Origin of the sequence: Nocardioides pantholopis (assembly GCF_003710085.1) — a bacterium.
Taxonomy (GTDB): domain Bacteria; phylum Actinomycetota; class Actinomycetes; order Propionibacteriales; family Nocardioidaceae; genus Nocardioides; species Nocardioides pantholopis.
On record NZ_CP033324.1, the window covers coordinates 3555529 to 3577394 of the forward strand.

Here is a 21866-nt window from a genome sequence, read left to right on the forward strand (position 1 = left end):
GATGACCCGCGTCTTCCTCACCGGGCTCAGCGGCCAGGACGGCAGCTACCTCGCCGAGCGCCTGGTCGCCGAGGGCGAGGACGTGCACGCGCTCGCGCACGCCGAGGAGCCGCTGCCGGCCGCCCCGGGCGTCACCGTCCACGTCGGCGACCTGACCGACGTCGCGGGCACCCGGGCGCTGCTGCTGGACCTGGCCCCGCAGCAGGTGCTCAACCTGGCGGCGGTCAGCTCGGTGGCCCGGTCCTGGTCCGAGCCCGACCTGGTCGCACGGGTCAACGGGGCGGGCGCGGCGGCGCTGCTGGAGTCCGCCTGGCAGGTCCAGGAGCGGTACGGCGAGCAGGTCCGGTTCGTGCAGGCCTCCAGCGCGGAGATCTTCGGCCAGCCCGAGCGCTCCCCGCAGGACGAGACCACCCCGGTCCGCCCGGTGAACCCCTACGGCGCGGCCAAGGCGTACGCCCACCACCTGGTCGGCGTCTACCGCGGCCGCGGGCTGCACGCGACCAGCGCGATCCTCTACAACCACGAGTCGCCGCGCCGGCCGCCGGCGTTCGTGACTCGCAAGATCACCGCCGCCGTCGCCGCGATCGCCCGCGGCGGCCGCGAGCCGCTGGTGCTCGGCAACCTGGACGCGCGCCGGGACTGGGGCTGGGCGCCGGACTACGTCGACGCGCTGGTGCGCGCGGTCCGGGCCGAGCGGCCCGACGACTACGTGGTCGCGACCGGGGAGAGCCACGCCGTGCGCGACTTCGTGGCCGCGGCGTTCGCGCACGTCGGCATCGAGGACTGGGAGCGGTACGTCGAGGTCGACCCGGCCCTGGTGCGCCCCGTGGACGCCACCGAGCTGGTCGGCGACGCGACCCGGGCCCGGGAGCGGCTGGGGTGGCGGCCGACCGTGGGCTTCGCCGACCTGGTCGGGCGGATGGTCGAGGCCGACCTGGCGTCAGAGCGGGCGGGCTGAGCCGGGCTCAGCCCGGGATCGGCCCTTCCTGGAGGAGCTCCATCAGGTAGCGGCCGTAGCCGCTCTTCATCAGCTTCGAGGCGCGCTGCTCGAGGCCGGCGTCGTCGATGAAGCCGAGCCGCCAGGCGATCTCCTCGGGCGCGCCCACCTTCAGGCCCTGCCGGTGCTCGAGGGCGCGGACGAAGTTGCTGGCCTCGTTGAGGTCGTCGAACGTCCCGGTGTCGAGCCAGGCGGACCCGCGCGGCATCACCTCGACGTGCAGCTGGCCGGCCTCGAGGTAGCGCCGGTTGAGGTCGGTGATCTCGAGCTCGCCGCGGGCCGACGGCTTGAGCTCCTTGGCCATGCCGACGACCTGGTTGTCGTAGAAGTACAGCCCGGGCACTGCGTAGTTGCTCTTCGGGACGGCCGGCTTCTCCTCCAGGGAGATGGCGCGGAACTGCTCGTCGAACTCGACGACGCCGTACGCAGTGGGGTCGGAGACGCGGTAGCCGAAGACCGCCGCCCCCTCGATCGACTCGAACCGGCTCAGCTGGGTGCCGAGACCCTCGCCGTAGAAGAGGTTGTCGCCGAGGACCAGCGCGGAGGTGTCGGAGCCGATGTGCTCCTCGCCGATGAGGAACGCCTGGGCCAGGCCGTCGGGGCTGGGCTGCTGGGCGTAGGTGAGGTTGATGCCGAACTGGCTGCCGTCGCCGAGCAGCCGCTCGAACAGCGGCGCCTCGTGGGGAGTGGTGATCACGAGGATGTCGCGGATGCCCGACAGCATCAGCGTGGAGAGCGGGTAGTAGATCATCGGCTTGTCGTAGACCGGGACCAGCTGCTTGCTCATGCCGAGGGTGATCGGGTGCAGCCGGGAGCCGGTACCGCCGGCCAGGATGATTCCGCGCATGGTGGGGACCCTAACGAAGCGGGCTCGGCCACCCCCCGGTACGCCGGCGATTGGACGTAGATCACACCGCCCGGGGCGGGGCCACGGCGAGAAACGGTGATGAGCTCCCCCGACGCGCTGGCTACGGTGGATCTCCAGGCCGGTCCAGTGCCGGCCCGGCGCGGAGATCGGAGGCCACCGATGACCGAGGACGTGCTGGTGCTGGGCGCGACCGGGCTGGTGGGCCAGGGCGTGGTGCGTCAGCTGGTCGCGGACGGCCGGTCGGTGCTCGCCGCGTCGCGCCGGGCTGTTCCCGCGAACGCCCCGCCCGGGGTGCGGTGGATCCGCTCCGACGCGACGATCCCCGGCGACGTGGCGGCCCTGCCGGCCTGCTCCCAGGCGATCTCGACACTGCCGATCGAGCTCACCGCCGACCTCGCCCCCCGCCTGCAGGCCCAGGGCCTGGAGCGGCTGGTGGCGGTCTCGTCCGCGCACGCAGGCGCCCACGCGGAGGACCCGACCGAGCGCGCGCTGGCCGACCGGTCGCTGGACGCCGAGGATCGAACGCTGGCGCTGGCGCTCGCGGCCACCGTCCTGAGACCGACACTGGTCTACGGCGACCGCGGCGACACCGAGGTCGGGCGCATCGCCGAGCAGCTGCAGCGGCTGCGGTTCTTCCCGCTGGTCGGCGGCGGCCGCGGGCTGCGCCAGCCAGTGCACGCCGACGACGTGGCCACGGCCGCCGTCCGCGCCCTGTCGGCGCCCGCGACCGCCGGCAACCGGTACGACGTCGCCGGGGGCGAGGCGCTGACCGTGCGGGAGATGGTCGCGCGGATCGGTGCGGCGAACGGCGTCAGGCCGGTCTTCGTCCCGGTGCCGCTGGGGCCCGGGCGGCGCGCGATGGGCGCCCTGGGCCGGATGCCCGGGTGGCAGTCGGCCAGCCCGGACGCCCTGCACCGGACGGACCGCGACCTCACCGTCGACAACGCCCGCGCCGGCCTCGACCTCGGGTTCCAACCGCGTCCGTTCGAGCCGCCCGACTACCGAGCGTCGGTCGAATAAGCCGGTATCGAGGGGGATCCGACCGCCATCCGGGCACGTGTGGAACAAATCACACCACCTCCGGGTGGTCCGTTCCGAGGCACTGATCCGCGCCGTACGGGCGCGAGCGGCCCGGGCGCCGCTCTCCCGACGACTGACGGACGCTCGGCGTTCAGCCGTTTCCCTGCACCATGCCTGCGGGTCGGTAAAGGATTGGCACCGCAGGCCGCTTCCGCGGCTCCAGCCACTGAACAACCCGGAAGACCGCATGACGATCCTCTCCGACGCCCGGACCCGGCTCATCGGCCGGCGGCCGAGCCGTGCCCTGCGCCTGGTGCCGTTCATCGCGGCCCTGATCGACCTGGCGTGCATCGCGGTCGCCACGGTGGTGGCCACCCTGGGTCGGGAACGGTTCGACTTCTTCGAGCGGCCCGCCGACGTCTCGGACACGATCAGCGTGGTCGGCCCGCTGATCGCGCTCGTGTGGCTGATGACGATCTTCCTCCTGGACGGCCACCAGCGGGCGGTCTTCGACGTCGGCACCGACGAGTTCCGGCGCGTGATCGACGCGAGCCTGCTCACGGCCGGCGTGGTCGGGGTCGTCTGCTACCTGCTCAAGTTCGACCTGAGCCGCGGGTTCTTCGTCCTGGAGTTCGTGATCGGCCTGCCCCTGCTCCTGCTCGGCCGCGCCGCCCTGCGCCGGTCCCTGCACAGCGCGCGCCGCCGCGGCGCGCTGCGGCACCGGGTGCTCGTCGCCGGCACGCCCGAGCACGTCGACGAGATCGTCGGCGTCCTGCGCCGCGAGCCCTGGCTGGGCTACGAGGTCGTCGGCTGCCTCACGCCTGCTCGCGCGCTCGCCGAGGAGACCCCGCTCGGCGTGCCGGTGCTCGGCAACACCGACGACGCCGCCACGATGGCTGTCACCTCCGGCGTGGACGTGGTCTTCTTCGCCGGCGGGTCGACCTCCTCGGCCAACCAGATGCGTCGCGCGATCTGGGAGCTGGAGCGCCACGACGTGCAGATCCTGGTGGCGCCGAGCGTCACCGACATCTCCGGCGACCGGGTCCGGATCCGGCCGGTCGGCGGCCTGCCGCTGATCCACGTGGAGCCGCCCACCTGGACCGACGCCTCCCGGTGGGGCAAGCGGCTCTTCGACCTCGTGGGCTCCGCCTGCCTGATCCTGGCCTTCTCCCCGCTCCTCCTCCTCGCCGCCGCCCGCGTCAAGCTCTACGACCGCGGCCCGGTGCTGTTCCGCCAGACCCGGATCGGCCGGGACGGGCGCGAGTTCGGCTGCTTCAAGTTCCGGACCATGGTCGTGGACGCCGAGAAGCTGGTCGCGGACATGCAGGCCGAGCTCGGGCAGAGCGCGCTGCTGTTCAAGGTCAAGGACGACCCCCGGATCACGAAGCCCGGCGCCTGGCTGCGCCGGTTCTCGGTGGACGAGCTGCCGCAGCTGTTCAACGTGTTCAAGGGCGACATGAGCCTGGTCGGCCCGCGGCCGCAGGTGGCCCGCGAGGTCGCCCTCTACGACAGCGCGATGAGCCGCCGCCTCCACGTCCGCCCCGGCATGACCGGTCTGTGGCAGGTCTCGGGCCGCAACGACCTGACCGCCCAGGAGGCGATCCGGCTCGACCTCTACTACGTCGACAACTGGTCGATGGTCCAGGACCTGACCATCCTGGCGAAGACGATCGGCGCGGTGTTCAGCAGCCGCGGCGCCTACTGACCAGCCCGCCCGACCCACCCGCCACCGCCCGGCCCCGCGCCCGCGGGGACTCCCTCTTCCCTAGGATCAACTCCATGGACCGCATCCTCGTGACCGGTGGGGCCGGCTTCATCGGCTCCAACTTCGTCCACCACCTCGTCGAGCACACCGACGCACGCATCACCGTGCTCGACAAGCTCACCTACGCCGCGACCCGCGAGTCGCTGGCGGCGCTGCCGACCGACCGGGTCGAGCTGGTCGTGGGCGACATCGCCGACGCCGCCGCCGTCGAGCCGCTGGTGGCCGGGCAGGACGCCGTCGTCCACTTCGCCGCCGAGTCCCACAACGACAACTCGCTGAGCGACCCGGCGCCGTTCGTGCAGACCAACGTGGTCGGCACGTTCACGCTGCTGGAGGCGGTCCGCAAGGCCGGCGTCCGGTTCCACCACATCTCCACCGACGAGGTGTACGGCGACCTGGAGCTCGACGACCCGGAGCGGTTCACCGAGGCCACGCCGTACAACCCCTCGAGCCCGTACTCCTCCACCAAGGCCGGCTCCGACCTGCTGGTGCGGGCCTGGGTGCGCAGCTTCGGGGTCCAGGCGACGATCTCGAACTGCTCGAACAACTACGGCCCCTGGCAGCACATCGAGAAGTTCATCCCGCGCCAGATCACCAACGTCATCGACGGCGGCCGCCCGAAGCTGTACGGCGCCGGCCAGAACGTCCGCGACTGGATCCACGCCGAGGACCACTCCTCCGCGGTGCTGAAGATCCTCACCGACGGCCGGATCGGCGAGACCTACCTGATCGGCGCCGACGGGGAGAAGAACAACCTCGAGGTCGTGCAGATGATCCTGGCGCACTTCGGGCGCCCCGAGGACGACTTCGACCACGTCACCGACCGCGCCGGCCACGACCTGCGCTACGCGATCGACTCCACCAAGCTGCGCACCGAGCTGGGCTGGCGCCCGACCTTCGCGAACTTCGAGAAGGGCCTGGCCGACACCATCGAGTGGTACGTCGAGCACGCTGACTGGTGGCGCCCGCACAAGCAGGCCATCGAGGCCTCCTACGCCGCGAAGGGCCAGTGACAGCGGTGGCGGACCTGCCTGCCATCGAGACCACCCCCATCCCCGGCCTGGTCGTGCTCCGGCTCGACCTGCGCGAGGACGCCCGCGGCTGGTTCAAGGAGAACTGGCAGCGCGAGAAGATGGTCGCGCTGGGCCTGCCCGACTTCGGGCCGGTCCAGAACAACATGTCGTTCAACGCCAAGCGCGGCACCACCCGCGGCATCCACACCGAGCCGTGGGACAAGTTCGTCTCGGTGGCCAACGGTCGGGCCTTCGGCGCCTGGGTCGACATGCGCGAGGGCGACTCCTTCGGCGCGGTCTTCACCGTCGAGCTCGACCCGGCCACCGCGGTGTTCGTGCCCCGGGGCGTCGGCAACAGCTACCAGACCCTCGAGGACGGGGTGACCTACTCCTACCTCGTCAACGAGCACTGGCGCCCGGCCACGCCGTACCCCGCCCTGGACCTCGCCGACGCCACCGTCGCGATCCCGTGGCCGATCCCGCTCGACCAGGCGGAGATCTCCGACAAGGACCGCACCAACCCGGCGCTGGCCGACGCGGAGCGGATGGCGCCGAAGCGGACGCTGGTCCTCGGCGCGCACGGCCAGCTCGGCCGCGCGCTGACCGAGGCGCTGCCGAACGCCCACGGCGTGGGCCGCGACGAGCTCGACCTGACCGACGCCGACGCGCTGGCCGCGTGGCCCTGGCACGAGTACGCAGTGGTGCTCAACGCCGCGGCGTACACCGCTGTCGACGCGGCGGAGACGGCCGAGGGCCGGCGGACGGCGTGGGCGGCCAACGCCCAGGCCCCGGCGACCCTGGCCCGGCTGGCGCGGGAGCGCGGCTTCACGCTCGTGCACTACTCCAGCGAGTACGTCTTCGACGGCACCGCCGAGCTGCACGCCGAGGACGAGCCGCTGAGCCCGCTCGGGGTCTACGCGCAGACCAAGGCCGCCGGCGAGGTGGCGGTCGCGGCGGCGCCGCGGCACTACCTGCTGCGGACCTCGTGGGTGATCGGCGAGGGCAAGAACTTCGTGCGCACCATGCAGATGCTCGCCGAGAAGGGCGTCGCGCCGAGCGTGGTCGACGACCAGGTCGGCCGGCTGACGTTCACCGACGAGCTGGTCCGCGCCACCCGACACCTGCTGGACACCGCGGCGCCGTACGGCACCTACCACGTCACCAACGGCGGTGAGCCCACGTCGTGGGCGGCCATCGCGAAGCAGGTCTTCGAGCTGTCCGGCCGCTCGGCCGACGACGTCACCCCGGTCACCACCGAGGAGTACGCCGCGGGCAAGGAGATGGCGCCGCGCCCGCTGCACAGCGTGCTGGACCTGACGAAGCTGGAGTCGACCGGCTTCGAGCCGACCGACCAGCTCGTGGCCCTCAAGCGCTACTGCGCCGGCTGAGCCCCGGCCTGGGTGAACCCCGGGCTCAGCGGCGGCGCAGGCCGCTGAGCGCGGGGCGCACGTCGGCGAGGAACACCAGCGACGCGATCACGAACGCCAGGCTGATGAAGAACGGCAGCAGCGGGACGAACGCGAAGAGCACCGCGAGCCCGAGCACGATGGTCCAGCCCTGCTTGGTCCACTTCCCGGCGGCGTTGTAGGCCTCGGCCGGGTAGGTCAGGCTGGTCACGAACGCGAACAGCGCGACGGCAATCAGCGCGAACCGCAGCAGCAGGGCGACGAGCCCCTCGATCGCGAACACCTCGTTCATGCCACCACCCTACCGCCGCCCGCACCGGGGCGATCGTGTTGAACCGCTGGTCGAGCCGGGAGGCGCGCCAGCGCCGACCGTGTCGAGACCCGCCGTCGTCCCGGAGATCTCGACACGCCCTCGCCCAGGGGCTCGGGCGGCTCGATCACCAGAGGGAGGCTCGATCACCGGACCGTTCAGTCGCCGACCTTGGCGGCGGCGTCGCCGACGGCCTTGGTGGCCGAGGAGGCGGTCTTCTTCGCGGCGGTGGCGGTCGCCTTGGCGCTGCTCTTGGGGGCCGTCGACTTCTTCGCCGCGGTCTTCTTGGCAGTGGCGGCCGTCTTCTTCGCGGTCGACGTGGTCTTCTTCGCGGTCGACTTCGCGGCCTTGGTCGACTGGGTCCGCGTGGTCTTCGCCTTGGCCGTGGTGGTCTTCGCGGAGCTCACGGCCTCCTGCGTGGACTGCTGGCGGCTGATCCGCGCCACCAGGTCCTGGCCGCGCTTGGCCAGCTCGCCGTACGTCGTGGCGGCGGTGGTGACGTTCTCGTCGACGAGGCCCTGGACCCGGCTCGGCAGCGAGCGGGCCTCGGCCTGGAGCTCGGCGACCCGGGCCTCGATGGCGGCGCGGCCGGCCTTGGCGTCCGCGGAGAGCGCGTCGACGCGTCCGCCGACGGTGGCCACGGCGGTGGCGGCCTGCTCGCGCAGGGCCTTGGGCTCCAGCTCGATGGAGGTGACGGTCTTCTGCACGCCGGCGATGCGCTTCTGCACGTCGGCGACGTACTCGCGGACGGTCGCGACGGCGAGGTCGGCCACGCCGGCGCCGGCGTAGAGCGTGCGGGTCGCCTCGGTCTTGAGGTCGAGCTTGGTCTTGGCCATGGAGATCTCCTTGCGGTCGTGGCCCGGACGGACCGGGCCTGCGGGGTTCAGCTGTCGTCGGGCTGCGTCTCGGCAGCCGCGTTGAGCGCGAGGAACGACGCGTAGACGTCGAGCAGGGACTGCTTCTGACGCTCCGTCAGTCCGACGTCGCGGAGGATGGCCAGCTCCACGGAGCTGTCGGTCCCCTCGGTCGGACTGACGATCCCCGCCCGGATGTACAGCTGCTCGGCAGAGATCCGCAGTGCCTTCGCGATCTGCTGGAGCACCTCGGCCGAGGGCTTGCGGAGACCGCGCTCGATCTGGCTCAGGTACGGGTTGGAGACGCCGGCCTGCTCGGCGAGCTGACGCAGCGAGAGCTGCGCGGAGGTGCGCTGCTCTCGCAGGTAGTCGCCCAGCGACTCGACGGTCTTGCCAACCTTGCCCATAGCCACGGGTCCACCGTGCTTGCTGTTGCTAGCAATTGCAAGCAGGAACGGCCCGATGCGACGCGGATCACATTCCAGATCGGGCTAATCACCCGCGTTTATCCGGGCGGTTCGGGGCGCGCCGCCCGCTAGCAGCAGCAAGCGGCCCGGCCGTCACAGAACGGCGCGGATCTCCCCCACCGGCCGCGGACCGCCGAGCAGCACGGACTCCCCCGTGGCGCGCACGGCCGCGCCGTCGACACCGGGCTCGCGGTCGATCCCCGCCCGGGCCAGCGCGGCGGCGAGCACCACCGGGCGCGCCCGGTCGCCGCCATCCTCGATCTTGAGCGCGAACGCCCGCCCGTCCGGCAGCGCCAGGACCTGGCAGGCCTCGGCCCCGAACTTCGTGATCGCGCCGGGGATGGCGCCGATCAGGACCCGCTCGTCGCGCCGCGTCCCCGAGACGTACGCCGGGTGCCGGCGGATCGCGTCGGCGATCCGCCGCTCGGGGCCGTCGGTGGCGACCGCCAGCGCCCGGAAGGCCCGCGCCAGCCCGGTCAGCGAGGTGGACAGCAGCGGTGCGCCGCAGCCGTCCACGGCGTCGACGGCGACGGGCTCGCCGGTGACCTCGGCGAAGGTCTCCCGGATCGACTGCTGGAGCGGGTGCGCCGGGTCCAGGTAGGAGTCGGTGTCCCAGCCGTTGACCACACAGGTCGCGAGCATCGCTGCGTGCTTGCCCGAGCAGTTCATGTGCACCCGGGTCGGCGCGCCCCCGGCGCGCAACCGGGCCTCCTTCTCGACCGGGTCGAGCGGCAGGTCGGCCGGGGTCTGCAGGGCCTCCTCGTCGAGCCCGGCGCCGGCCAGGATCCGGCGTACCCCGTCGACGTGGAACTCCTCGCCGGAGTGCGAGGCGCACGCCAGCGCCAGCAGCTCCGAGGGCAGGTCCAGCCCGGCGCGGACCATCGCGAGCGCCTGGAGCGGCTTGTTGCACGAGCGCGGCAGCACCGGGCCGACCGCGTCGCCGCGCGCCCAGTCGACCTGCCCGTCGGCCGCGAGCGCGACCACCGAGCCGTGGTGACGACCCTCCACGAAACCCGAGCGCACGACCTCGGCGACGACCTCGGCGGACGGCCCTGCGACTGGCCCTGCGGAAGGCTCTCGAGATGACATGGCTGCAGGCTAGCCAGGGCCTGCGTGTCAGGATGAGCCCCGTGTCGAACCCGCCTGCGCCACAGCACTGCCCCACGCCCCGCGAGCTCGACGACCTCGAGCTGCTCGTCGGTGGGGCCCTGGCCCCGGTGACCCGGTTCGACGAACCCGGCAGCCCGGTCACGCTGAGCCTGCCGCCCGACGTCGCCGCGGCCGCCTCGGCCGCCGGCGCTGTCGAGCTGGTCGACCCGGAGGGGCTGCCGCTGGCCCGGGTGACCGTGCCCGGCGGGGCGGTCGAGCCGCTGGCCCACCCGCAGTTCGGCCCGTTCCGGCGCCACTACCTGACCCCCGCGCAGGTCCGCGAGCGGTACGCCGGACGCACTGTCGTGCCGGTCGTCGACGCGCTGACCACCGCCCAGGTCGAGTCCCTGCGCGGCCGCGGCCCGCTGGTCCTGCTCGCCCTGGTCGGCGCCGGCACGCCGGAGCTGTCTCCCGTCGCGCTGCTGCGCGCCACCCTGACCGCCGCCGACCTTCTCGAGGACGCCGCGGTCGTGGCCGTCCCGCTCGCCTCGCACGGCGACGCCGGCGTCGACCACGAGCTGGGCCTCCAGGTCGTCGCCAACTACGCCGGCCCGGACCCGGTCGTCGGCCTGCCCGAAGCCGGACCGGACGACACCCTGCCGGCCCCGGTCGCCGAGATCGTCGAGCGCGACCAGCCCGGCCCGCAGGAGCAGGGCCTGGTGCTGTTCTTCACCGGGCTGTCCGGGAGCGGCAAGTCCACGCTCGCCCGGGCGCTCATGGACCGACTGCTCGAGCAGGGCACCCGCACCGTCACCAGCCTCGACGGCGACGTCGTACGCCGGAACCTGTCGGCGGGACTCAGCTTCTCCAAGGCCGATCGCGAGACCAACATCCGCCGGATCGGCTGGGTCGCCGCCGAGATCTCCCGGCACAGCGGGGTCGCGGTCTGCAGCCCGATCGCGCCGTTCGACGAGACCCGCCAGCAGGTGCGGGCGATGGTGGACGAGGCCGGCGGGGCGTTCTTCCTCGTCCACGTCGCCACGCCGCTGGAGGAGTGCGAGCGCCGCGACCGCAAGGGCCTCTACGCGAAGGCCCGCCGCGGCGAGATCCCGGAGTTCACCGGCATCTCGTCGCCCTACGAGGCGCCCCAGGACGCCGACGTCGTCGTCGACACGACCGGCCGCACCATCGACGAGGCCCTGGCCGACGTCACCGACGCGCTGGCCGAGGCCGGCTACCTCGACCTCCGCACCGAGCCCACCCCGGTGGTCGAGCCCACCCCGGCGGTCGAGCCGGGAGGCGCCCCCGGCGCCGACCGTGTCGAGACCCCTGCACCCGAGCCCGAGCGCCCCCTCCACGTCCTCTTCGTCTGCACCGCCAACATCTGCCGCTCCCCGTTCATGGAGCTGATGGCCCGCCGGCTGGCGGGGCCGGACGCGAACGTCACCTTCGCCAGCGCCGGCACCCACGGGTTCCGCGAGCACCCGATGGACGAGGTGATGGCTGGCACGCTCGCGAGCCGGGACGTGACCGATCCCGGGTTCCGCAGCCGCCCGCTCACGCCGCGACTGCTGGACGAGGCCGACCTGGTGCTGACCGCCGAGGCCGCGCACCGCACGTTCATCCTCGACGACCACCCGGGCGCCTTCCGCAAGGTCTTCACGCTCGGCCAGTTCGCGCACGCCCTGGAGCAGGTCGAGGGCGACCTGTCCGGCCGCGAGCTGCTGGCCGTGCTCGGCGAGCGCCGCGGCGCGGCCGACCACGCGCTCGACGTCGCGGACCCCTACCGCCGGGGCGCGGAGGCGGCGGAGACCGCGGCCGTCGGCATCGAAGGGCTGCTGCGCACGGTCGTGCCGGCCCTGACCGGGACGAGGGAGGCCGCACGATGAGCGAGCTGATCACGCTGACCGCGCTGTCGATCCTGGTCGCCGGCTTCGTCGTGGGCGTCGTCGTCGGGCTCACCGGGATGGGCGGCGGGGCGCTGATGACCCCGGCCCTGATCTTCCTCGGCGTCGGCGACACGGCCACGGTGGTGACCGCCGACCTGACTGCGGCCGCCGTCTACAAGACCGGCGGGGCGGTCGTGCACGCCCGGGAGGGCTCACCGAACCTCAAGCTCGCCAAGTGGCTGGTGATCGGGTCGGTGCCGACAGCGCTGCTCGGCCCACACCTGGTCTCGTGGTTCACCGACCCCGACGACATCGACGACGTGCTCAAGCTGTGCATCGGCTTCGCGCTGCTGCTCGCGGCGGCGACGTACGCCCTGCGCCTCTACATCAACCTGCGCCGGGTCCGCTCCGGCGGCGCGGAGGGCAACCCGAACCCGCCGATCCGCCCGATCCCGACCCTGCTGGTCGGCGCCCTGGGCGGCCTGCTGGTCGGCATCACCAGCGTCGGCTCCGGCTCGGTGATCATGGTCGCGCTGCTGATGCTCTACCCGGGCCTGTCCGCGGTGAAGCTGGTCGGCACCGACCTGGTGCAGGCGGTGCCGCTGGTGCTGGCCGCGGCGATCTCGAACATCGCGCTGCACGGGCTGGACCTGGGCCTGACCATCCCGCTGATCCTGGGCTCGGTGCCGGGCACCCTGCTCGGCAGCAAGATCGCCCCCCGCGTGCCGCAGTCCTACATCCGGCGCGGCATCGTCGTGGTGCTGACCATGTCGGGCGTCGCCCTGCTGGACAAGGCCGAGTGGGCGCCGCTCGGCAAGGACGAGTCGCACCCGATGCTGATCGTCGGCGTCGGCGTCGCGATGCTGGTGCTGGTCCCGCTCATCTGGGGCCTGCTGCGCCGCGGGCAGGGGCTTCCGGCGTTCGGCGCTCCCACCGTGGCCCAGCTCGAGGATCCCGAGTACGGAGCACGCCCGTTGATGGACAGCACCGACGGTTCGGGCCGCACCTGATCTCAAGGCGCGGACGCGGCATCTAGGCTGGGCACCATGCTGCGACTGGACTGCCCCACGCACGGCTACGAGTGGGGATCTGCCAACGACATCCCGGCGTTCCTGCGCCAGGACGCCGACGGCAGCCCCGTGGCCGAGGTCTGGATGGGCACCCACCCGCTCGGCACCGCGGTGGCCCGCCACGACGAGGGCGACCGGCCGCTGACCGACGTGGCCGGCGAACTGCCGTTCATGCTGAAGATCCTGGCCGCGAGCAGCCCGCTCTCGGTGCAGGTGCACCCCGACCGCGCCCGCGCCCAGGCCGGCTTCGCGCGGGAGGAGGCGGCGGGTGTCCCGCTGGACGCCCCGGAGCGGGTCTTCAAGGACCCGCACCCGAAGCCGGAGATGGTCTACGCGCTGACCACCTTCGACACCCTCGTGGGCTTCCGCCCGACCGCGGAGATCCTGCGGGTGCTGGCGCCGCTGAACCACCCCTACGCCAAGGCGCTCACCGAGGACCTGCGCTCCGACCCGGGCTTCCCGGGCATCGTGCGCCTGGTCGGGCGGATCCTCTCCGACGACGGCGTGGCGGAGGCCGTCTCCGGGATCGTCGCGGAGTGCCAGGCCGCCCACGACCTCGGCATCGACGTGAAGCGGGCCTACGCGACCGCCCTGGAGATCGAGAAGCACCACCCCGAGGACCCGGGCGTGATCGTGTCGCTGCTGCTCAACCGGCTCACGCTCCAGCCGGGCGAGGCCGCCTACCTGGGGGCGGGCATCATCCACGCGCACCTGAGCGGCATGTGCCTGGAGGTGATGGTCGCCAGCGACAACGTGCTGCGGGCCGGCCTGACCGGCAAGCACATCGACCGCGACGGCCTGGTCGACGCCCTCCAGGCCGGGATGTCCCGGGTGGCCCGGGTGGCCCCCGACCAGTTCGGGTTCTCCACCGACGTCTTCAGCCCCAGCGGGGAGTTCGCGCTGGCGATCGCCCAGGCATCCCAGGCAGAGCCGCTGGGCGCGGTGCTGCCCGAGACCGGGAAGCGGCTGCTGGTGTGCACCGGCGGCGAGGTGGCGGTCGTGAACGGCCAGGGCGCGAGCCTGTGGCTCAAGCGCGGCGACGCGGCGTACGCCGACGAGGCCGACGGCGAGCTGCGCGTGATCGGCACCGGCGAGGTCGCGCAGGCCTACCTACCCCCGGCGGACGCCCCACACCGCCCGATGACTGACCTGGTCTGAGGCGTCCCGGCACGTCCGGCCGTGTGACCTGGGCGGCCAGCCCTCGTCCTCGGTGCGGCGTTGTGGTCCCGGCCCGTTACGATGACGGCTGCTACCCCGATGAGAGGTCCCCACTCACTCATGACCGAAACGCACGCCGACTACCGGTTGAGCCAGCTGGACCAGCTGGAGGCGGAGTCGATCCACATCTTCCGTGAGGTCGCCGCCGAGTTCGAGAAGCCCGTCCTGATGTTCTCGGGCGGCAAGGACTCCATCGTGATGCTCCGGCTGGCCGAGAAGGCCTTCTACCCGGCCAAGATCCCGTTCCCGGTGCTCCAGGTCGACACCGGCTACGACTTCCCCGAGGTCCTCGAGACCCGCGACCACTGGGTCAACCGGCTGGGCGTGCGGCTGATCGTGGCCAGCGTCGAGGAGGCGATCGCCAACGGCGTCGTCGTCGACGACGGCAAGACCAGCCGCAACCGGCTCCAGATCGGCACCCTGCTGCACGCGATCGAGGAGAACGGCTTCACCGCCGCCTTCGGTGGCGGGCGCCGCGACGAGGAGAAGGCCCGCGCCAAGGAGCGCGTCTACTCCCACCGCGACGAGTTCGGCCAGTGGGACCCGAAGATGCAGCGCCCCGAGCTGTGGAGCCTGTACAACGGCCGTCTCCACGCCGGCGAGCACATGCGGATCTTCCCGATCTCCAACTGGACCGAGCTGGACATCTGGGACTACATCGGGCGCGAGGGCATCGAGATCCCCTCGATCTACTTCTCCCACCAGCGCCGGGTCTTCGAGCGCGACGGGATGCTGCTCACGGAGTCCGACTTCAACCCGTGCCGTCCCGGCGAGGTGGCCGAGGAGCGGACCGTCCGGTTCCGCACCGTCGGCGACCTGACGCTGACCGGCTGCGTGGAGTCCACCGCCAGCACCATCCCCGAGATCATCGAAGAGGTCGCCGTGGCCCGGGTCACCGAGCGCGGCGCCACCCGTGGCGACGACCGGTTCTCCGAGGCAGCCATGGAGGACCGGAAGAAGGAAGGCTACTTCTGATGAGCACCCCCACTCCCACCGCGGACGCGGGCCGTGCGAGCTCGATCAAGAGCGACCGGATGGACCTGCTCCGGTTCGCCACGGCCGGCTCGGTCGACGACGGCAAGTCCACCCTGATCGGGCGGCTGCTGCTCGACTCCAAGTCGATCTTCGAGGACCAGCTGGAGGCCGTCGAGGCCACCAGCCTGTCCAAGGGCTACGACTACACCGACCTCGCGCTGCTGACCGACGGGCTGCGCTCCGAGCGCGAGCAGGGCATCACGATCGACGTGGCGTACCGCTACTTCGCGACCCCGAACCGCAAGTTCATCATCGCGGACACCCCGGGCCACGTGCAGTACACCCGCAACATGGTCACCGGCGCCTCCACCGCCGACCTCGGTCTGGTGCTCGTCGACGCCCGCCAGGGCCTCACCGAGCAGTCTCGTCGGCACGCGGTGATCCTCTCGCTGCTGCGGGTCCCGCACCTGGTGCTGGCCGTGAACAAGATGGACCTCGTCGACTACTCGCAGGAGATCTACGACAAGATCCACGCCGAGTTCACGCAGTTCGCCACCAAGCTCAACATCCCCGACCTCGAGGTCATCCCGATCTCCGCGCTCAACGGCGACAACGTGGTGAACCGCTCCGAGCACATGGCCTGGTACTCCGGCCCCACCCTCATGCACCACCTCGAGAACGTGCACGTGGCCTCGGACCGCGACCTCATCGACGCCCGCTTCCCGGTGCAGTACGTCGTGCGCCCGAAGTCGGACGAGCACCACGACTACCGCGGCTACGGCGGCATGGTCGCCGGCGGCGTCCTGAAGCCGGGCGACGAGGTCGTCGTCCTCCCCTCGGGGATGACCAGCAAGATCGCCGGTATCGACCTCTTCGACCGCGAGATCACCGAGGCGTTCCCGCCCATGAGCGTGACGATCCGGCTCGAGGACGACGTCGACGTCTCCCGCGGCGACATGATCGCCCGGGTCAACAACGCCCCGCAGCCGTCCCAGGACATCGATGCGATGGTCTGCTGGATGACCACCACCCCGCTCAAGCCGCGGCAGAAGCTGGCCATCAAGCACACCACCCGCACGGCCCGCGCGCTGGTGAAGGACATCCAGTACCGCCTGGACGTCAACACCCTGCACCGCGACCAGGAGACCAAGGAGCTCGGGGTCAACGAGATCGGCCGCATCCAACTGCGCACCACGGTGCCGCTGCTGGTCGACCCGTACTCGAAGAACCGGACCACCGGCTCGTTCATCCTCATCGACGAGGCCACGGGGATCACCGTGGGCGCCGGGATGATCAACGGCTGAATGAAGTCGAAGGTCGGTGGCCACATAGGGGGAGTAGAAGCGCGTCACCCTTAGGTTCCCCAAATACTGGATGATGGGCACCGAGTGCCCGATGATCATCTACATTTAGGCGGTGAACCGGGAACCCGCCGCCGCAATGATCCGGCGCTTGGGATCCTTCGCTTTGCCGCCATTCCTGGCACTTCTCGCGCCCATGCTCGTGCTCCCGGTTATTGCTGGTCGAACGACAATCTCTGGGTGGGCAGCACTTTCGACGGGTCAGTCGATTGGAGCCCTGGGAGCGCTTGTAATCGCGATCGGGTGGCCGCTCGTCGGACCTCCTCGCGCCGCAGCGAGTCCAGGTAACGCTTCCCGACTATACTTCGACAGCCTCAGGACTAAAGCGGTCGCGGCCTTGTTCGCGGCGCCACCCCTCACACTTATCGTGGTGCTGGCCGCCCCGGGCGGAGAACTCCCACTAACGGCCCTCACCACTGCCGCATATGCTCTAATCGGCCTCTCCCCCTCCTGGCTAGCAATCGGCCTCGACAAACCATTTGCGGTCCTACTATGTGAGGTCGCACCGAAGTTCATACTGAGCGCCTCGGCTGCCGTTGTAGTGGTGAGCGGAGGCAGCATATATGTATATCCCGCGCTACTGATCGCCTCCTGCGCTCTCAGCCCAATACTGTTCGCGCTTTTCATTGTGCGCCCTAAACGACACGATGCGCCACCGCTGGGCTCCAGCCTACGGCGATTGTTCGTGCCAGCAACCACCGTAGCCGCCGCTGGCGCGTACTCGGCCGGGGCGATCCTTATCGTTGGACTGTCCTCCACGGATCAAGTAACTGGCGTCACCGCCTCGGCAGATCGTCTTTACCGGATCGCACTTTTTGCCGTAGCGTCCACCGGCGCGGCATTGCAGCCCTGGGTGATGGCCTCCAGCGGCAGGATCGCACATCGTCGGCGTCAAATTGCCCTTCGTATGCACGTCTTGCTCGGCTTAGCTGGCGGGAGTGCTTACGCATTTCTAGGATCAAACGCGGCTTCCTATTTATTCGGTGACCGGTTCGCGCCCGGCCCAGCCACCACGTTTTGGTACGGCGTCGCATTCTTCGCTGTGTCAGTAGGAACCTCCCTCGGTCACCACCGGTTAATGCCGCAGGGAGGGGCGCAAGCCGTGCTCCGCGGAACCCTCCTAGGGGCGGCCGCAGGAATACCCGCGATTGTGTACTTCAGCAGTAGGTTCGGCTCCCCCGGAGCCGCGTTTGCGATCGCGCTCGGCGAATTGGTGGTTGTCGCAGCCTTCGCCGGCCAATGGCGGCTTCGCCGAGACGAACAACACTTCAATTTTGACACTCAGGTCCCGACTGGGGCCGATGAGCAGGGAGCGCCCCCCAATGAGATTACGAACCGCTCAATCCGCAACAGACGATCGTCTAGTTAGTACCGAATGGGCACCGAAGCAGTACTTCATCTACTATCCACGCGGCGCTCGGACGGGTGGGCCAGTGGCCCTGCACCAACTCGTCGACGCTTTGCGCCGGTTGGACCTCAACGCCTTCTTGGCCCCATTCCCTGGCACGGAGTCCAATCCAGATGTACAGGAGTACCAATCGTTTGATGCACCGATCCATGTCGGTCCCGTGCCAGATGATCCCTCCTCGGTAATTGTTGTGCCGGAGGCCTACGTGCCGCTCGCACGACAATTCAAGCAGGCGACCCCTGTGATTTGGTGGTTGAGCATCGATAAATCGACGACCGAGATGTTTCGCATGGCCAAACGCCGGGGCGAACTTTGGAACATTCTATTCTGGCGAGAATACCTTGGCCGGGCGCGCAGAGGGATCGGCCAGCTTAACACCATCGAGAACCGGAGAACGCTGCGGCGCGCTATCCACATCGCGCAATCGCACTATGCTTGGGCGTATCTATACGTAGCGCGCAACATAAGCGCCAGCATCGTCTCCGACTACACATACACTGCCCAGGGGCCCGGCTCAGAAGTTGGTGAGGGACGGTCCCCCGGCGCCCCATACCGGGTCGCATACAACCCCATGAAGGGCGGCCAGTATATTCCGGCAATTCGAAGCCTTCTGCCTGAGGTTGAATGGCTGCCATTAACGGGCATGCGAGCAGACCAGGTCGCTAACGCGCTAGCGAGCTGCCATGTCTACCTAGATCTCGGGTTTCATCCCGGCAAAGATCGAATCCCCCGCGAGGCAGCTCTAGCAGGTTGCGCCGTGGTCACTCGCAGGATTGGCGCAGCAGCATTCCATGATGACATGCCTTTGCCTTGGTCTGCAAAGGTTGGTGTCGGTGGCGTAGATTCGGCCGAAGTCGCTCGAGTGGTTCGAGCCACCCTTTCAGATCTACAGCAAGCGAACAAGGCGCAGCGGCCGTATGTTGACTGGATTCTGGGCGAAGAAGCCAGATTCCTAGACGAGGTCCAGCGGGTCTTTGTCTTGGGCCAGCTCGGCCACAATCCGTGCACCCCGCCCATGTGATACCCGAGACGAGGGCTACGGCAAGTCCTCATGCGATGCGTGTGAAAGACCCGTACGCAACGGGAGCGACGGGGAGCACGCATGCAACGTCACGTCCAGGGGACTTGGAGCAGGATCGTCACCTAGCCGGCCATGTGCATTATTCGTTGCATTCATGCATCGTTTCTACCTCTTAGGCTTAGCCCCTGGCAAGCGCATCCGTAGTGTCGGGTACCGGCACCGACTCCGATGGCGATTCGGCCGCTGCCCCTAGTGCGGAGTCGAGACGACGCCCCTTTGCGTGTACCACAACGCAAGCAACGTCGAAAGGATTCGCAGCCTAGTCTGCCCTGGTAGAACCCATCGTCGATTGCCAGTACGCAGCACGGACAAGATCTGCTCCGAATCGCTCGGCCGCTCGCCAAACTTGGCGAATCGGCGCCGGGGAACCCCCGACGATGCCATGATTCACAGAATGCACCCCCGAGGACTACTAGCACTGCTCGTAGGTCTAGGTGTCGGACTCGGCGGCGGCGCCTCGGCAGCCGTGCTGGTCTCCGCTCCCGCGGCTGAGCGAGCAGCCCCCGCCATCAAGGCATGCGTCACGAAGAAGAACTTGATCGTTGCCCCTACCAAGAGGAACAAGTGTCCCAAGGGCGCGAGGCTCTCGGTAGTGGGGATGCCGGGACCCCGAGGAGTGCCTGGCCCGGCAGGTCCGCAGGGTCCTGGACCGGTTGGACCCGCCGGAGCTCGCGGCGAGCCGGGTGCACCCGGTGATCCTGGCCCACAGGGACCTCCCGGCGAGGCAGGCCCGCAGGGAGCTCCCGGTGAGGCGGGTGCACAGGGTGCTCGCGGCGAGCCGGGCCCGGCCGGAACGCCGGGCCCGCCCGGATCCCCGACCCAGGACGGTGGGTCTGGCGACATCGACGGCGGTAGGCCATGAGCAGCGATCCACCGGCGGGTCGCCGGGGCCTGCTCGCGTTCATTATCGGCGGCACGACTAGCGCTGCACTCACGACCCCCGCACCAGCACAGGCCGAGCCGGACGAAGTGATCGACGGCGGGGCACCCTGAACGATTCGAAGGGCAACAAGCATGGCCACCATCCGCCTCCGTCGCGGCACCGCCGCCGAGTGGGCTACTGCCCAATCCGTCCTCGCACTCGGCGAGCCGGGGGTCGAAACCGACACGGGCACCCTCCGCATCGGTGATGGAACGACCCCGTTCTTAAACCTGCCCCGCCATCTCGACGATGCGAGCCTGTCGGCCGCACTTGTTCGGCCGAGGCAGGTATTCGTGGATCCTGCAGAAGGCAGTGACTCGCGCAACGGTGACACATGGGGCAGCGCGAAGAAGACCATCAATGCCGCTGTCGCGGCGATTGCTGGCCTGGGTGGCGCTGCGGACATCATGCTCAAGCCGGGCGCAGTGCACCCTCTGCAAGAAGGCGTGGTCATTGAATCCCAACGTCACCGAATCATCGGGGGGCCCCGCACAATCATTGATGCTTCAGCACTTCGAGGCACGGACGTGGCAATCACCATCGACGCCAACGAACCGTACCCTCCTTACAGGTCGGGAACGTGTCCGCTCGACTCCCTGGAAATCGTCGGTCCCGGGCAATCCGAAGGAACGGTGACGGGCGTAAAGTTCGAGCACCAAGGTTCGGCCGAAAACGGCGCCGTTCATCACTTGGCTCCGCGCAACTGCAACATAACTGGATTCGCCCGAGCCGTCGCGTACGGGCACAACACCTACAACATCACGTGGCTCAACCTGACGGCCTACCAGAATCGCATCGCAATCCACGTACCAGCCGACGCGGGAAGCAATTACGGGGAGCGCCTCGCATTCATCGGATGCACTTTCTTCAATAACGCACTCGACATATACTGCCGTTCGTCCTCTACGGGTCTGCACTTCACTAACGTGAGCTTCGATTATAGCGCCACTGCCATCGACGCGGCAGATTGCCGCGTCTTTTTGACCGACTGCCACATCGAGAATCACTCTTGGGAAGTTGCGCCTTTCATCAAGCTTGGAGGCAGCGAATACTCGACGTTCCGCATGTCAGGAGGCCTCCTCATCCTTAACGGGGACACTCCCGTGAGGTCCCGGATGATGCCGTGCATCATCGAGGTCAGCGGCTCATCCCAGGCCCTGTTTGATGGCGTATTTATGAACAATCTGGCCGTGGCATCCGGAGTGTTCGCCATGGGCCCGGGCCTAGTTCGCGTGCGGAACACTCAGTCCCCCCTTACGACGCCTGGCATGCCCCACGTACAGTCGAGCTCGCGGTCCCTCCTCCCGTCGTCAAGCGCGAGTACCGAGGGATCCACCGAGGTTCTCGACCCCTGGTGGGTCATCGCATCAGCTGTCGCCGAAGGTGACACTCCCCAAATCAGCAGCCGCTTGGCAGGCGACCACATCTCAATCTCAACCACTGCCCAGCACTATCGCTCCGGCACGCGATCGGTAGAAGTCAACAAGACCGGCGCCCACACAATCGGGCGGGTCGCACTTCTCGTCCCCGTAGAGCCGGACGGTTCGGTCACCTGGCTCCTCTGGTATTCAGCAAAGGGCGGCGCTGGGCGGGCATACCTGAGCGCCTCTTGGGTCTGCAACCTCGAGTTCAAGGCACCCCCGGCATTCACGCAACTCGGGCCCCCAGTACTGGCTCGCCAGATCTTGAAAACAGATGGCGTTGACATCCCATGGACCGCATTCCACAATGACGCCCCGATTCGGCGGGCGCCTGCAGGCGCAACACATCTCGCAATGACCCTGACGTGCGACGAGATGCAGGGCAAGATCTATTTCGCGGACTTGAATGTGTCTCAGTGGTAGGCGGATCACCGCATGGTTGTGCACGACATGCAACACCCCTGCCCGGAAACAGCTCCTAGTGGCTCTTGGATCCTGAATTGCCCCGACTCTGGTGGATGTTCGAAATCCATGGAAGATGAGAGTCGTGGCAGCACCAAGGAACTACCGACGAACGCGTGAGCGAGCCACCCGGATGGCCGCAGAGCTTCGCCAGGACCCGCCGGCCACGAAGCAGGACGCGATCACTCGTGTGGCCGAGCAGCTCGGCCTGTTCCCGGAGACCCTGCGCATTGGGTCCGGCAGGCCGAGATCGAGTACTGTCCGCCCCGG

General features: G+C 69.5%; 17 protein-coding genes. 12 read left to right on the top strand and 5 right to left on the bottom strand.

Features of this window, described 5'->3' with window-relative positions; translation table 11 throughout:
• Nucleotide 1: 1 nt before the first annotated feature.
• A complete protein-coding gene (locus EBO35_RS17080; protein ID WP_122818787.1) occupies nucleotides 2-958 on the top strand; it encodes a GDP-mannose 4,6-dehydratase in 957 nt (318 codons plus the stop codon).
• 7 nt (nucleotides 959-965) lie between these two features.
• Here the strand turns inward: EBO35_RS17080 and rfbA are convergent, their stop codons facing one another.
• On the bottom strand, nucleotides 966-1844 hold the full coding sequence (gene rfbA, locus EBO35_RS17085) for a glucose-1-phosphate thymidylyltransferase RfbA (RefSeq protein ID WP_122818788.1): 879 nt from the start codon (nucleotides 1842-1844) through the stop codon (nucleotides 966-968).
• 180 nt (nucleotides 1845-2024) lie between these two features.
• On the opposite strand from rfbA, the gene EBO35_RS17090 reads away from it, so the two are divergent.
• From EBO35_RS17090 to EBO35_RS17105, 4 genes are all read left to right on the top strand, one after another.
• On the top strand, nucleotides 2025-2885 hold the full coding sequence (locus EBO35_RS17090; protein WP_164478013.1) for an SDR family oxidoreductase: 861 nt from the start codon (nucleotides 2025-2027) through the stop codon (nucleotides 2883-2885).
• Between the two features lie 247 nt (nucleotides 2886-3132).
• Complete coding sequence (locus tag EBO35_RS17095; protein ID WP_122818790.1) at nucleotides 3133-4590, top strand: sugar transferase; 1458 nt, start codon at nucleotides 3133-3135, stop codon at nucleotides 4588-4590.
• Nucleotides 4591-4664: 74 nt separating this feature from the next.
• Nucleotides 4665-5663: a dTDP-glucose 4,6-dehydratase gene (rfbB, locus tag EBO35_RS17100; protein WP_122818791.1), complete on the top strand. Its 999-nt coding sequence runs from the start codon at nucleotides 4665-4667 to the stop codon at nucleotides 5661-5663.
• 5 nt (nucleotides 5664-5668) lie between these two features.
• On the top strand, nucleotides 5669-7051 hold the full coding sequence (locus EBO35_RS17105; RefSeq protein WP_122819904.1) for a sugar nucleotide-binding protein: 1383 nt from the start codon (nucleotides 5669-5671) through the stop codon (nucleotides 7049-7051).
• A gap of 25 nt (nucleotides 7052-7076) precedes the next feature.
• On the opposite strand, the gene EBO35_RS17110 is transcribed toward EBO35_RS17105, so the two are convergent.
• From EBO35_RS17110 to EBO35_RS17125, 4 genes are all read right to left on the bottom strand, one after another.
• Nucleotides 7077-7361, bottom strand: coding sequence for a DUF2516 family protein (locus EBO35_RS17110; protein ID WP_122818792.1), 285 nt, complete (start codon nucleotides 7359-7361; stop codon nucleotides 7077-7079).
• Between the two features lie 176 nt (nucleotides 7362-7537).
• Nucleotides 7538-8215, bottom strand: coding sequence for a hypothetical protein (locus EBO35_RS19575; RefSeq protein WP_164478014.1), 678 nt, complete (start codon nucleotides 8213-8215; stop codon nucleotides 7538-7540).
• 47 nt (nucleotides 8216-8262) lie between these two features.
• Nucleotides 8263-8640 carry a helix-turn-helix domain-containing protein gene (locus EBO35_RS17120; protein WP_122818794.1) on the bottom strand — a complete coding sequence of 126 codons (378 nt, stop codon included), beginning with the start codon at nucleotides 8638-8640 and terminating at the stop codon, nucleotides 8263-8265.
• Nucleotides 8641-8793: 153 nt separating this feature from the next.
• Entirely contained in the window at nucleotides 8794-9789 is a 996-nt protein-coding gene (locus EBO35_RS17125; RefSeq protein ID WP_122818795.1) for an asparaginase, read from the bottom strand.
• 41 nt (nucleotides 9790-9830) lie between these two features.
• Here EBO35_RS17125 and cysC point away from each other — a divergent pair, with 41 nt between their 5' ends.
• The 7 genes from cysC (at nucleotide 9831) to EBO35_RS19585 (ending at nucleotide 21557) form a co-directional block, all read left to right on the top strand.
• Nucleotides 9831-11678, top strand: a complete 1848-nt coding sequence (gene cysC, locus EBO35_RS17130) for an adenylyl-sulfate kinase (RefSeq protein WP_241153751.1) — start codon at nucleotides 9831-9833, stop codon at nucleotides 11676-11678.
• Nucleotides 11675-12688 (top strand): sulfite exporter TauE/SafE family protein, encoded by a 1014-nt coding sequence (locus EBO35_RS17135; protein WP_122818797.1) that lies wholly within the window; start codon nucleotides 11675-11677, stop codon nucleotides 12686-12688. Before cysC ends, EBO35_RS17135 begins: the two co-directional genes overlap by 4 nt.
• A 36-nt stretch (nucleotides 12689-12724) precedes the next feature.
• Nucleotides 12725-13906 carry a mannose-6-phosphate isomerase, class I gene (gene manA, locus EBO35_RS17140; protein WP_122818798.1) on the top strand — a complete coding sequence of 394 codons (1182 nt, stop codon included), beginning with the start codon at nucleotides 12725-12727 and terminating at the stop codon, nucleotides 13904-13906.
• 120 nt (nucleotides 13907-14026) lie between these two features.
• Nucleotides 14027-14941: a sulfate adenylyltransferase subunit CysD gene (cysD, locus tag EBO35_RS17145; RefSeq protein WP_122818799.1), complete on the top strand. Its 915-nt coding sequence runs from the start codon at nucleotides 14027-14029 to the stop codon at nucleotides 14939-14941.
• A 59-nt stretch (nucleotides 14942-15000) separates the two neighbouring features.
• The gene (locus EBO35_RS17150) at nucleotides 15001-16245 is read left to right on the top strand and encodes a sulfate adenylyltransferase subunit 1 (protein ID WP_206422833.1); all 1245 of its coding nucleotides are present in this window, start codon (nucleotides 15001-15003) and stop codon (nucleotides 16243-16245) included.
• Nucleotides 16246-17735: 1490 nt separating this feature from the next.
• Nucleotides 17736-18731: a hypothetical protein gene (locus tag EBO35_RS19580; RefSeq protein ID WP_164478015.1), complete on the top strand. Its 996-nt coding sequence runs from the start codon at nucleotides 17736-17738 to the stop codon at nucleotides 18729-18731.
• 1074 nt (nucleotides 18732-19805) lie between these two features.
• On the top strand, nucleotides 19806-21557 hold the full coding sequence (locus EBO35_RS19585; RefSeq protein ID WP_164478016.1) for a hyaluronate lyase N-terminal domain-containing protein: 1752 nt from the start codon (nucleotides 19806-19808) through the stop codon (nucleotides 21555-21557).
• Nucleotides 21558-21866: the final 309 nt, after the last annotated feature.